This is a genomic window from Pseudomonas sp. S2_B10, assembly GCF_054668425.1.
Map to the genome: position 1 here is coordinate 4,391,059 of NZ_CP162768.1, position 12,855 is coordinate 4,403,913.

13 protein-coding genes are annotated in these 12,855 nt (G+C 61.8%); 11 read left to right on the forward strand and 2 right to left on the reverse strand.

Going from position 1 to position 12,855, the window contains the following annotated elements; all coding sequences use genetic code 11:
• Positions 1 to 20: 20 nt before the first annotated feature.
• Complete coding sequence (locus tag AB4O45_RS19575; RefSeq protein WP_008080067.1) at positions 21 to 221, reverse strand: hypothetical protein; 201 nt, start codon at positions 219 to 221, stop codon at positions 21 to 23.
• Positions 222 to 852: 631 nt separating this feature from the next.
• On the opposite strand from AB4O45_RS19575, the gene pcaR reads away from it, so the two are divergent.
• The 11 genes from pcaR (at position 853) to pcaC (ending at position 11,926) form a co-directional block, all read left to right on the forward strand.
• Entirely contained in the window at positions 853 to 1,695 is an 843-nt protein-coding gene (pcaR, locus tag AB4O45_RS19580; RefSeq protein ID WP_016771343.1) for a pca regulon transcriptional regulator PcaR, read from the forward strand.
• Positions 1,696 to 1,988: 293 nt separating this feature from the next.
• A complete protein-coding gene (locus tag AB4O45_RS19585; protein ID WP_041478919.1) occupies positions 1,989 to 3,335 on the forward strand; it encodes a 4-hydroxybenzoate transporter PcaK in 1,347 nt (448 codons plus the stop codon).
• 269 nt (positions 3,336 to 3,604) lie between these two features.
• The gene (locus tag AB4O45_RS19590; protein WP_073475850.1) at positions 3,605 to 4,462 is read left to right on the forward strand and encodes a CoA transferase subunit A; all 858 of its coding nucleotides are present in this window, start codon (positions 3,605 to 3,607) and stop codon (positions 4,460 to 4,462) included.
• Positions 4,462 to 5,241 carry a CoA-transferase subunit beta gene (locus tag AB4O45_RS19595; protein ID WP_016771341.1) on the forward strand — a complete coding sequence of 260 codons (780 nt, stop codon included), beginning with the start codon at positions 4,462 to 4,464 and terminating at the stop codon, positions 5,239 to 5,241. Before AB4O45_RS19590 ends, AB4O45_RS19595 begins: the two co-directional genes overlap by 1 nt.
• Positions 5,238 to 6,443 (forward strand): 3-oxoadipyl-CoA thiolase, encoded by a 1,206-nt coding sequence (gene pcaF, locus AB4O45_RS19600; protein WP_191622378.1) that lies wholly within the window; start codon positions 5,238 to 5,240, stop codon positions 6,441 to 6,443. Before AB4O45_RS19595 ends, pcaF begins: the two co-directional genes overlap by 4 nt.
• Before the next feature lie 36 nt (positions 6,444 to 6,479).
• Positions 6,480 to 7,184 (forward strand): protocatechuate 3,4-dioxygenase subunit beta, encoded by a 705-nt coding sequence (gene pcaH / locus AB4O45_RS19605; RefSeq protein WP_150742360.1) that lies wholly within the window; start codon positions 6,480 to 6,482, stop codon positions 7,182 to 7,184.
• A 1-nt stretch (position 7,185) separates the two neighbouring features.
• On the forward strand, positions 7,186 to 7,752 hold the full coding sequence (gene pcaG / locus AB4O45_RS19610) for a protocatechuate 3,4-dioxygenase subunit alpha (RefSeq protein WP_076566302.1): 567 nt from the start codon (positions 7,186 to 7,188) through the stop codon (positions 7,750 to 7,752).
• A gap of 262 nt (positions 7,753 to 8,014) precedes the next feature.
• On the forward strand, positions 8,015 to 9,310 hold the full coding sequence (locus AB4O45_RS19615) for an MFS family transporter (RefSeq protein ID WP_460160444.1): 1,296 nt from the start codon (positions 8,015 to 8,017) through the stop codon (positions 9,308 to 9,310).
• A gap of 45 nt (positions 9,311 to 9,355) precedes the next feature.
• The gene (locus AB4O45_RS19620) at positions 9,356 to 10,720 is read left to right on the forward strand and encodes a 3-carboxy-cis,cis-muconate cycloisomerase (RefSeq protein ID WP_150742363.1); all 1,365 of its coding nucleotides are present in this window, start codon (positions 9,356 to 9,358) and stop codon (positions 10,718 to 10,720) included.
• A gap of 11 nt (positions 10,721 to 10,731) precedes the next feature.
• Positions 10,732 to 11,523, forward strand: a complete 792-nt coding sequence (pcaD, locus tag AB4O45_RS19625) for a 3-oxoadipate enol-lactonase (RefSeq protein ID WP_305382359.1) — start codon at positions 10,732 to 10,734, stop codon at positions 11,521 to 11,523.
• Positions 11,524 to 11,533: 10 nt separating this feature from the next.
• Entirely contained in the window at positions 11,534 to 11,926 is a 393-nt protein-coding gene (pcaC, locus tag AB4O45_RS19630; protein ID WP_460160445.1) for a 4-carboxymuconolactone decarboxylase, read from the forward strand.
• Positions 11,927 to 12,029: 103 nt separating this feature from the next.
• Here the strand turns inward: pcaC and AB4O45_RS19635 are convergent, their stop codons facing one another.
• The gene (locus tag AB4O45_RS19635) at positions 12,030 to 12,836 is read right to left on the reverse strand and encodes a methyltransferase domain-containing protein (protein ID WP_252879564.1); all 807 of its coding nucleotides are present in this window, start codon (positions 12,834 to 12,836) and stop codon (positions 12,030 to 12,032) included.
• Between the last annotated feature and the right edge of the window lie 19 nt (positions 12,837 to 12,855).

Genomic DNA, 12,855 nt, shown 5'->3' on the forward strand with positions numbered 1-12,855 from the left:
GAATGCTCAACCGCCGTGGCTCATGGCTCTTCGGCTTTGAGTTCCTTTTCGATCTTTTCGATTTCCTGCTTGAACACCTGATCCTGAACAGTAGGGCGCTTGCGCCATGCCTTGCGTTCCGGTTCCGGCTGAGCGGCGTAGGTGGTGACTTCCCCGCCGTAAACTTCCTTGTAACGTTGTTCCTGGCGCTCTAGTTCCGCGCGCAGTTCGTCTTTTGTCACGGTGCTACCTGTATGAGTTGAATTGAATATCCGGTGAAACACACTGCAACGAGTCAATTGAGCGAGCCCGCCAGTCATCCACAGCCCGATCAGGCCGGGTGGCATTGGAGAGGCGATCAAGACTTCCGTGTTACAGGCGGCTACGGCACCAGATAAAAACTGACGCAGCATCAGTTTCCTGTTTCAGCGAGCGCTGGCGTTGCATGTGTGATGGGCGCCGGGCGCTGGCCGGAGCTGAGACGAAGGACCTCGTTTCAGCAAGTCGCGGGCTTTTGATTAAAGCGCCGCGACTAGGGTGCATTATAGCGGCCGATTCGGGAATGACTATCTTTGCCAAGTTAAAAACGGTTCTGAATGTGTGAGGGTTTTGTTACCGGCAACTTTTACCGCTAGTTAAGTGTAAAGACCGCGTTATAGAACAGGCGTTCTGTTTTTGGCGCCATTAACTGGAACAACTAAGTTGCGAGCAGAATCGCTAAAGCTGCCTCAAGGATGAAGAGGAGGGCGGGCGGCTGGATTGCGATTATCGGTCGGCGGTTCGATAATCGCCCAATGTTGGCGCCGCGATGCTTGTGCATCGCGCGGCGAGCCGTTTGACTAGGCATCGATGCGTGCCGGACAAGGACAAGAAATGAACGATCAAATGCGCAACTCCTTCACGTCGGTGGCGCCGCCCATCGTCGCTTCGCCGGCCAAGCGCATTCAGGCGCTGACCGGTGATCCGGATTTCATGACCTCCCTGGCCCGTGGTCTGGCGGTGGTGCAGGCGTTTCAGGAACGTAAACGCCACCTGACCATCGCGCAGATCAGTCATCGCACGGAAATTCCCCGCGCCGCCGTGCGCCGTTGCCTGCACACGCTGATCAAACTCGGCTACGCCACCACCGACGGGCGCACCTATTCGCTGCTGCCGAAAGTGCTGACCCTCGGCCACGCCTATCTGTCCTCAACCCCGCTGGCCGTTTCCGCACAGCCGTATCTCGACCGTATGAGCGAGCAATTGCACGAAGCCTGCAACATGGCGACGCTGGAGGGCGATGACATTCTCTATATCGCGCGTTCGGCGACCACTCAGCGATTGATCTCGGTCGACCTTTCCGTCGGTGGGCGGTTGCCGGCGTATTGCACGTCGATGGGGCGGATTCTGCTAGCGGCACTGGATGACACCTCCTTGGGCGAATACCTCGACCACGCCGAACTGGTGGCCAAGACCAGCCGCACCATTCATACCCCGGACGCGTTGCTCGAATGTTTGCAGCAGGTGCGTCAGCAGGGCTGGTGCATTGTCGATCAGGAACTGGAACAGGGCCTGCGCTCGATCGCTGTGCCGGTGTACGACGCCTCCGGGCAAGTGGTCGCCGCGCTGAATGTCAGCACCCACGCCGGGCGAGTCAGCCGCGCCGAGCTGGAGCAGCGCTTCTTGCCCGGCCTGCTCAGCGCCAGTCGCGACCTCAGTGCGCAGTTGTTCGCCTGAGGAAGCTGTTCGATAAACGCACAGTGTTGCGTTTATCGAATTGACGCTAAAACCCTCGGATCATTAATGTCGCGGCAGCGTCATCCGGCGCTGATGTGAATGAGCTCGCCGGACTGTCGACCCCATAATAATGACAAGAGGCAACTCACCATGCGCTCGCTCCCCGACTGTTTGTATCCCACCCGTTGTTGCCGGGTTCACCGCAACGCCTGATAACAACCTTCTATTCTTGTGACCGTGCCTTCCTTTGGCCGGCCGCCGTTCGACTGCGTTTTTTGCGTGGAATAAAAATAATGAACCAGCCTCAGTCCGCTGTGGGTAACTGCCTCGATGTGCAGACCTTTATCAACGCCCAACCGATCTCGCGCTATCAGTGGCGAGTGGTGATCCTGTGTTTCCTGATCGTATTTCTCGACGGCCTCGACACCGCCGCCATGGGCTTCATCGCCCCGGCGCTGTCGCAGGATTGGGGCATCGACCGCGCCAGCCTCGGCCCGGTGATGAGTGCCGCGCTGATCGGCATGGTCTTCGGCGCGCTCGGCTCCGGCCCTTTGGCTGACCGCTTCGGGCGCAAAGTCGTACTCGTCGGTGCGGTGATTCTGTTCGGCGGCTTCAGCCTGGCCTCGGCTTACAGCACCAACGTTGAACAACTGCTGGTGTTGCGCTTCCTCACCGGCCTCGGTCTCGGCGCGGGCATGCCCAACGCCACGACGCTGCTCTCGGAATACACCCCGGAGCGCAAGAAGTCGCTGCTGGTGACCAGCATGTTCTGCGGCTTCAACCTCGGCATGGCCGGCGGCGGTTTCATCTCGGCAAAACTGATCCCGGCGTTCGGCTGGCACGCGCTGTTGATGATCGGCGGGATCCTGCCGCTGATCCTCGCCGTGGTATTGGTGTTCTGGCTGCCGGAGTCGGCGCGCTACCTGGTGGTACGCAACCGCGGCACCGACAAAGTTCGCAAGACCTTGGCACCGATCGATCCAATTACCGTCGCCCAGGCTGCGAGCTTCAGCGTGCCGGAACAGAAAACCGTCAAGGCGCGCAATGTCTTCGCGGTGATCTTCTCCGGCACTTACAGCACCGGCACCCTGCTGTTGTGGCTGACCTATTTCATGGGCCTGGTGATCGTCTACCTGCTGACCAGTTGGCTGCCGACGCTGATGCGCGACAGCGGCGCGAGCATGGAACAGGCCGCGTTCATCGGTGCGTTGTTCCAGTTTGGCGGCGTGTTGAGCGCGGTCGGGGTGGGCTGGGCGATGGACCGCTTCAATCCGCACAAGGTCATCGGCATTTTCTACCTGCTGGCCGGGGTGTTTGCCTACGCGGTAGGGCAAAGCCTGGGCAACATCACCTTGCTGGCGACGCTGGTGCTGGTGGCAGGCATGTGCGTCAACGGCGCGCAATCGGCGATGCCGTCATTGGCAGCACGCTTCTACCCGACGCAAGGCCGCGCGACCGGGGTGTCGTGGATGCTCGGCATCGGCCGCTTCGGCGCGATTCTTGGCGCGTGGATGGGCGCAACCTTGCTCGGCCTGGGCTGGAATTTCGAGCAAGTGCTGACCGCGCTGGTGATCCCGGCGGGGTTGGCGACGGCGGCGGTGTTGATCAAGGGCATGGTCAGTCATGCGGATGCGACCTGAATCGGGCGCAGATCGTTATTGAACAGGCTGGCCCCTTCGCGAGCAGGCTCGCTCCCACATTCTGGAATGCATTCCAAGGTGGGAGCGAGCCTGCTCGCGAAGCTTTTGATCTGATTGTTAGCTGAACAACAATCCGTTCGATAAACGAACACTCAGTCGATTATCGGATTGTTTGGCGATTTTCCCGAGCTTAATCTTCAGTGACTCCGGCGCTGAACCTCGCGCCTTTTTATCACTGGCGATTCCTTACAAGAACAGGAGCCCGCTCCATGGCTGAGATCCTTTCGCTGCACGACGCGGTGAAGCAATTCGTCAACGACGGCGATACCGTCGCCCTCGAAGGCTTCACTCACCTGATCCCTACGGCAGCGGGTCATGAAATCATTCGTCAAGGCAAGAAAGATCTGACGCTGGTGCGGATGACGCCTGACCTGATCTACGACCAACTGATCGGCGCCGGTTGCGCGCGCAAACTGATTTTCTCCTGGGGCGGCAACCCGGGCGTGGGCTCGCTGCACCGTCTGCGTGACGCGGTCGAGAAACAATGGCCGCATCCGCTGGAAATCGAAGAGCACAGCCACGCCGACCTCGCCAACGCCTACGTTGCCGGCGCGTCCGGCCTGCCGTTCGCGGTGCTGCGTGCCTACGCCGGCTCCGACCTGCCGAAGGTCAATCCGCTGATCAAAACCGTGACCTGTCCGTTCACCGGCGAAGTGCTGGCGGCAGTGCCATCGGTGCGCCCGGACGTCACCGTGATCCACGCGCAAAAGGCCGACCGCAAAGGCAACGTGCTGCTCTGGGGCATTCTCGGTGTGCAGAAAGAAGCCGCGCTGGCGGCCAAGCGCTGCATCGTCACGGTGGAAGAGATCGTCGATGACCTCAACGCACCGATGAACGCTTGCGTACTGCCGACCTGGGCCTTGAGCGCGGTATGCCACGTGCCGGGTGGCGCGCATCCGTCCTACGCCCACGGTTACACCGAGCGTGACAATCGTTTCTATCAGGCGTGGGACCCGATCGCTCGCGACCGTGAGACGTTTACCGCGTGGATCAACGAATACATCCATGGCTGCGCTGACTTCAGCGAATTCCAGGCCAAATTGGCCGCTGCTTCGGAGGCCAAGTAATGACTTACACCACCAATGAAATGATGACCGTCGCGGCGGCCCGGCGCCTGAAGAACGGCTCGGTATGCTTCGTCGGCATCGGCCTGCCATCGAAAGCCGCCAACCTCGCGCGCCTGACTTCATCGCCGGACGTGGTGCTGATTTACGAATCCGGCCCGATTGGCGCCAAGCCGAGCGTACTGCCGCTGTCCATCGGTGACGGTGAGCTGGCCGAGACCGCCGACACCGTGGTGCCGACCGGTGAGATTTTTCGCTATTGGTTGCAGGGCGGGCGCATCGACGTTGGCTTCCTCGGCGCCGCGCAGGTCGACCGTTTCGGCAACATCAACACCACCGTAGTCGGCGACTACCACGCGCCGAAAGTGCGCCTGCCGGGTGCCGGTGGCGCGCCGGAGATTGCCGGTTCGGCGAAAAGCGTGCTGATCATCCTTAAACAGTCGGCGCGTTCGTTTGTCGACAAACTCGACTTCATCACCTCGGTCGGTCACGGCGAGGGCGGCGATTCGCGTAAACGTCTGGGCCTGCCGGGCGCCGGGCCGGTGGGCATCATCACCGACCTGTGCATCATGGAACCGGAGGAGGGCACCCACGAATTTGTGGTCACCGCGCTGCATCCGGGCGTGACCCGCGAGCAAGTGGTCGCCGCCACCGGTTGGGCGATCCGTTTTGCCGACTCTGTTGAAACCACCGCTGAGCCGACCGAAGTCGAGCTGACGGCGCTGCGTGATCTTGAAGCGCGCACCGCTGCCGCCCACGGTCAGGCACCGGGAGAAGCATGATGCGTGACGTGTATATCTGCGACGCGATTCGCACCCCCATTGGCCGCTTCGGTGGCGCATTGTCCGCCGTGCGCGCCGACGACCTGGCCGCCGTGCCGATCAAGGCCCTGATGGAGCGCAATCCATCGGTGGACTGGAACGCCGTCGATGAGGTGTTCCTCGGCTGCGCCAACCAGGCCGGCGAAGACAACCGCAACGTTGCGCGCATGGCGCTGCTGCTGGCGGGTCTGCCGGACAGCGTGCCCGGCGTTACGCTCAATCGCCTCTGCGCTTCGGGCATGGACGCGATCGGTACTGCATTCCGTGCGATCGCCAGCGGCGAAATGGAGCTGGCGATTGCCGGTGGCGTCGAATCGATGTCCCGCGCGCCGTTCGTGATGGGCAAGGCCGACGCGGCGTTTTCGCGCAACATGAAACTGGAAGACACCACCATCGGCTGGCGTTTCATCAACCCGCTGATGAAGGCGCAGTACGGCGTCGATGCCATGCCACAAACTGCTGACAACGTCGCCGACGACTATAAGGTCTCGCGCGCAGATCAGGACGCCTTTGCCTTGCGCAGTCAGCAACGTACCGCCGCCGCGCAGGCTGCCGGTTACTTTGCTGAAGAAATCGTCGAAGTGCGCATCGCCCACAAAAAGGGCGAAACCGTGGTCAGCCAGGACGAACATCCGCGCGCCGATACCACGATTGAAGCGTTGACCAAGTTGAAACCGGTCAACGGCGCGGACAAAACCGTCACCGCCGGCAATGCCTCCGGGGTCAACGATGGTGCTGCTGCGCTGATTCTGGCGTCAGCCGAAGCGGTGAAAAAACACGGCCTGACTGCTCGCGCAAAAGTGCTCGGCATGGCCAGCGCCGGCGTCGCACCACGGGTGATGGGCATCGGCCCGGTGCCGGCGGTGCGCAAACTCGCCGAGCGCCTTGGCGTCGCGGTCAGCGATTTCGACGTGATCGAACTCAACGAAGCGTTTGCCAGCCAAGGTCTGGCGGTACTGCGTGAACTGGGGCTGGCGGATGACGCGCCGCAGGTCAACCCGAATGGCGGCGCGATTGCCCTCGGTCATCCGTTGGGTATGAGCGGTGCGCGGCTGGTGCTGACGGCCCTGCATCATCTGGAAAAGACTGGCGGCAAGAAAGGTCTGGCGACCATGTGCGTCGGTGTTGGCCAGGGTCTGGCCCTGGCCATCGAACGTGTCTGACGCGCTGCGGCACTTACAAGAACTGAGGAAAGCGAAATGACTGACAAGCCTGGTTACCGTCGCCCACAGGCAGGCACTCAGCCTGACTACCTGCACCCGACGTATCAATCCACCAACCTGCGCTCGCCGTCCAAGCCGTTGGTGCACCTGCCGCACTCGCTGTCGGAAATCACCGGGCCGACCATCGGTGCCGAACACGTTGCCGAGAAGGACAATGACCTCACCTCGCAGCACGACGGCGAGCCGCTGGGCGAGCGCATCATCATTCACGGCCGCGTGCTCGACGAAGACGGTCTGCCGGTGCCGGGGATTCTGGTGGAGATCTGGCAGGCCAATGCCGCCGGCCGCTACAACCACGCCCGCGACCTGCACGACGCGCCGCTGGACCCGAACTTCACCGGCACCGGCCGCACCGTCACCGATGCCGATGGCTGGTACCAGTTCCAGACCATCAAGCCCGGCGCCTATCCGTGGGGCAACCACCACAACGCCTGGCGCCCGGCGCACATCCACTTTTCCCTGTTTGGGCCGAGCATTCTTACGCGTCTGGTCACGCAGATGTACTTCCCCGGTGATCCGCTGCTGGCGTATGACCCGATCTACAACTGCGTGCCGGACACTTCGGCCAAGGAACGCCTGATCGCCAGTTTCGATCTGGAAAAAACCATTCCGTCCTACGCCCTCGGTTACCGCTGGGACATCGTGCTGCGCGGCCGTGAAGCCACGCCGATGGAGAAATAAGATGACGCTCTATGCGACCACGTCCCACACCGTCGGGCCGTATTACCACATCGGCCTGACCTGGCTGAACCGCGAAACCCTGGCCAACGAGCTGACCCTCGGCGAGCGCGTGGCAATCACCGGCCAAGTGGTGGATGGCAATGGCGATGTCGTCAACGACGCCATGCTCGAAGTCTGGCAGGCCAACGCCGCCGGCAAGTACGACCACCCGGAAGATCAGCAGGACAAACCGCTCGACCCGAATTTCGAAGGCTTCGGCCGGGTGCCGGTGGATGCCGAAGGGCGCTTCCGTTTCACCACGATCAAACCGGGCACCGTGCCAGGGTTGAAAGGCTCGACCCAAGCGCCGCATCTGGTGGTGCTGGTGTTTGCCCGTGGTCTGGTCAAGCATTTGCTGACGCGGATTTATTTCGAGGGCGAACCGGCAAACGTTGCTGACCCGTTGCTCGAGTGCGTGCCGGCGGAGCGTCGCCAGACGTTGCTGGCCAAGGCGGATGCGTCGGGTGTTTACCAGTGGAATGTGGTTCTGCAGGGCACCGATGCCGAGACGGTGTTCTTCGATTATTGAGAGAACACCCCAAATCCCCTGCAGGACAGAGTCCCTGTGGTGAGGGGATTTATCCCCGCTGGGCTGCGAAGCAGCCCCAAAAACCAGTCGGCGCGGTATTCAGATGAACCGCGTGTATCTGATTTGCGAGTGCTTCGCACTCGAGCGGGGATAAATCCCCTCGCCACAAAGGCTGATCCAGACGTGGGTGATGATCCGATGTGGAACGGGACTGTTGCAAAGTATGTCTAGACTGTGACTGTCCCTATCGAGTGAAAAAACAATGACAACCACCACCTCTCACTACACCGGCGAAGAGCGCAGCAAGCGCATCTTCGCCATCGTCGGCGCTTCCTCCGGCAACCTCGTCGAATGGTTCGACTTCTACGTCTACGCCTTCTGCGCGATCTATTTTGCCCCGGCGTTCTTCCCTTCCGATAACCCCACTGTGCAACTGGTCAACACCGCTGGCGTGTTCGCCGCCGGGTTCCTGATGCGGCCGATTGGTGGCTGGATTTTCGGCCGGGTCGCTGACAAGCACGGGCGCAAGAACTCGATGCTCATCTCGATTCTGATGATGTGCTTCGGCTCGCTGCTGATTGCCTGCCTGCCGACCTACAAGGACATCGGCGTCTGGGCACCGGTGCTGTTGCTGTTCGCGCGTTTGCTGCAAGGTCTGTCGGTCGGCGGCGAGTACGGCACCACCGCGACTTACATGAGCGAAGTCGCGCTCAAGGGTCAGCGCGGATTCTTCGCCTCGTTCCAGTACGTGACGCTGATTGGCGGCCAATTGCTGGCGGTGTCGCTGGTGGTGGTGCTGCAACAGTTCCTCACTGAAGAAGACCTGCGTGCCTACGGCTGGCGGATCCCGTTCGTGGTCGGTGCGGTGGCGGCGCTGATTTCGCTGTTCCTGCGTCGTTCGCTGAAGGAAACCACCAATAAGGAAACCCGTGCGCATAAAGACGCCGGCAGCATCACTGCACTGTTCCGCGATCACAAAGCGGCGTTCATCACCGTGCTCGGCTACACCGCTGGCGGCTCGCTGATTTTCTACACCTTCACCACCTACATGCAGAAATACCTGGTGAACACCGCCGGGATGCACGCCAAGACCGCCAGCTACATCATGACCGGCGCGCTGTTCCTGTATATGTGCATGCAGCCGTTGTTCGGCATGCTCGCCGACAAGATCGGCCGGCGTAATTCGATGCTTTGGTTCGGCGCGCTTGGCACGCTGTTCACCGTGCCGATTCTGCTCAGCCTGAAAAGCATCAGCAGCCCGTTCATCGCCTTCGTGTTGATCACCCTGGCGCTGGCGATCGTGAGTTTCTACACCTCGATCAGCGGTCTGGTAAAAGCCGAGATGTTCCCGCCGGAAGTCCGCGCGCTTGGTGTCGGCCTGGCTTACGCGGTGGCGAATGCAATCTTCGGCGGTTCGGCGGAATTCGTTGCCTTGAGCCTCAAGGCTGGCGGCATGGAAAACGCCTTCTACTGGTACGTCACGGCGATGATGGCGGTGGCTTTCCTGTTCAGCCTGCGTTTGCCCAAGCAGGCGAAGTATCTGCACCACGATCTGTAAACCCATGTGCGCGGGCTGCGAGGCCCGCGCCGGCAAGGACTGTTTATGACTCAGCGACCGGGCAATCAATTGTTCGATGCCTACTTCACCGCCCGCGATATGCGCGAAGTGTTCTGCGATCAGGGCCGGGTGCAGGCGATGCTCGATTTCGAAGCGGCGCTGGCTCGGGCCGAGGCGCGGGTCGGGCTGATTCCTTTATCCGCTGTGGCGCCGATTGCCGCAGCGTGCGACGCCGGTCTGTATGACTTCGCAGCGCTGGGCGAGGCGATTGCCACGGCCGGCAATTCAGCGATTCCGCTGGTCAAGGCCTTGGGCAAGCAGATCGCCTCGAGCGATGCCGAAGCCGAGCGCTATGTGCATCTGGGCGCGACAAGTCAGGACGTGATGGATTCCGGGCTGGTCCTGCAATTACGCCAGGCGCTGGCGCTGATCGAAAACCAACTGGCACAACTGGCCGACTCGCTCGCCACTCAGGCACAACGTTTCGCCACCACGCCACTGGCCGGTCGCACCTGGCTGCAACACGCGACGCCAGTGACCCTCGGGATGAAAATCGCCGGATGGCTGGGTGCCGTCACGCGCAGCCGTCAGCGTCTGCAACAACTCAAGCCACGTCTGCTGGTGCTGCAATTCGGTGGCGCCTCCGGCACGCTCGCGGCGCTGGGGGCACAGGCGTTGCCGATTGCCGAAGCCTTGGCCGAGGAACTGCAACTGACCCTGCCCGAGCAACCGTGGCATACCCAGCGTGACCGCATCGTCGAGTTCGGCGCGGTGCTTGGCCTGATCGCCGGCAGCCTCGGCAAATTCGGCCGCGACATCAGCCTGTTGATGCAGACCGAAGCGGCGGAAGTGTTCGAGCCCGCCGCACCGGGCAAGGGCGGTTCTTCGACTATGCCGCACAAACGTAACCCGGTCGGCGCGGCGGTGCTGATCGGCGCGGCCACGCGGGTGCCGGGGCTGGTGTCGACGCTGTTCAGCGCGATGCCGCAGGAACACGAACGCAGTCTCGGTTTGTGGCACGCCGAATGGGAAACCTTGCCGGAGATCTGCTGCCTGGTGTCCGGTTCGCTGCAACAGGCGCGTTTGCTGGCCGACGGTCTGGAAGTCGACGCGGCGCGCATGGCCCGCAACCTCGAACTGACCCAAGGCCTGGTGCTGGCCGAAGCGGTGAGCATCGTCCTCGCCCAACGCGTCGGCCGCGACACCGCGCATCATCTGCTCGAACAGTGCTGCAAACGCGCGGTGGCCGAGCAGCGCCATCTGCGTGCGGTGCTCGCTGACGAGCCGCAAGTCACCGCCGAACTCAGTGGCGCTGAACTCGATGATCTTCTCAACCCCGCGCATTACCTTGGCCAGGCGCAAGTCTGGGTCGAGCGCGCGGTGGCTGAACACAACGCTTTGACTGTCTGAAGGAGAGGGCTGTGGCTTTCGTTCAACTCGCCGATGGCGAACTGCACTATCAAATAGAAGGCCCGGCCGCTGCGCCGGTGCTGGTGCTGTCCAACTCGCTGGGCACCGACCTGCACATGTGGGACGCGCAAATGCCGGCGTTCGCCGAGCATTACCGCGTGCTGCGTTTCGACACGCGCGGCCATGGGCAATCGCTGGTCACCGAAGGGCCGTACAGCATCGAGCAATTGGGCCATGACGTACTCGGTCTGCTCGATGCGCTGCACATCGAGCGCGCGCATTTCTGCGGGCTGTCGATGGGCGGGCTGATCGGTCAGTGGCTGGGGATCAATGCCGGGCATCGTCTGCACAAATTGATCGTGTGCAACACGGCGGCGAAAATCGGCGATCCGTCGGTATGGAATCCACGCATCGAAACCGTGTTGCGTGACGGCCCGGCGGCGATGGTCGCACTGCGTGATGCCTCGATTGCGCGCTGGTTCACCCCAGACTTTTCCGCAGCGCATCCCGAGGCGGCGAAGAAGATTACCGACATGCTCGCCGCGACCAATCCACAAGGTTATGCGGCCAACTGCGCGGCCGTGCGAGATGCCGATTTTCGTGAACAACTGGCTTCGATCAACGTGCCGTTGCTGGTGATTGCCGGCAGCGAAGATGCGGTGACGCCGCCGTCCGGCGGGCACTTCATTCGCGACCATGTGCGCGACGCCGAGTACGCCGAGTTCCATGCGGCGCATTTGTCCAACGTGCAGGCCGGCGCCGATTTCAGCGACCGTGTGCTGGCGTTTTTGCAGGCTCAGTGAGGAAGATTTTGTGGACGAGAAACAACGTTACGACGAAGGCATGCAAGTCCGCCGCGCGGTGCTGGGCGATGCCCACGTCGATCGCAGCCTGACCACCCTGACCGAGTTCACCTCGGAGTTCCAGGAAATGATCACCCGCCACGCCTGGGGCGACATCTGGACCCGCCCGGGCCTGCCCCGCCATACCCGCAGCCTGATCACCATCGCCATGCTGATCGGCATGAACCGCGAGGGCGAACTGAAACTGCACCTGCGTGCGGCGGCCAATAATGGTGTGAGCCGTGGCGAGATCAAGGAAGTGATCATGCAGAGCGCAATCTACTGCGGCATACCGGCGGCGAACGCGACGTTTCATCTGGCCGAATCGGTGTGGGATGAACTCGGGGTTGAATCCCGCGAGTGAGGTTGTTGCACTGACGCCTTCGCGAGCAGGCTCGCTCCCACATTGGAATGCATTTCCCTGTGGGAGCGAGCCTGCTCGCGAAAGCGGTAGCGGCCGTAACGAATCACACCCTGGCGACAATAAATATTCGCTTGAATGCAAACAACGTATGCCCATCCCCCTCCTGCGGATAATGCTCATGCACCCGCATCAGGTAGTGATAGATAAACCGCGCCTGTTCCGCTGAACTCAACGCCTGCATCACCGGCCGCAGCGCCGAGACCTTCACCCAGTCATACACCGGCGACTTGCCGTCAACCACCTGCAACTGCTCGGTCTCCCAGATATCCAGCGACGTAGTCATGGGCGCGAGCAACCGATAGTAATCCTCCAGTGCCAATAACGGCCGCGCCGCCATGCGCTGGCGCAGTTCAGGTGTGCCCAGTGGTGTGCCACCGGGGCCGCCGTTTTCGAGGGTGTCGAGCATCAGCCGATACCACAGCGCATCGCGCCAGTCCGGCATGTGCGCCGCCAGACAGCCGCCGGGATTCAGATAACCGAGCAGGCGCGGCAGCAGTTTTTCATGGCCTTCGATAAAGTGCAGCACGGCGGCTGCGAACAGCAGATCCGCCGGTTGCTCAGGTTGCCAATCAAGCAGGTCGCAATGTTTCCACAGCGCCCGGATCGGCAGGCAGCGTGCCTCATCGAGCATCTGCGCGGAGCTGTCGACGCCCTGCAACTGCGCGCGCGGCCAGCGTTTGGCCAACAACTGCGTGGCAATGCCGGTGCCGCAGCCGAGGTCGTAAATGCGTTGCGGGTTGTGCAGGTCGACGCGGTCGAGCAATTCGTTGACCGGACGTTGTCTGAGACGCGAAAACTGCTGGTACGCCTTGGCGTCCCAATCGGGTGCAGTGGTGCGGCGCGTGATCATGAGGTGATCCTCCGGTGAT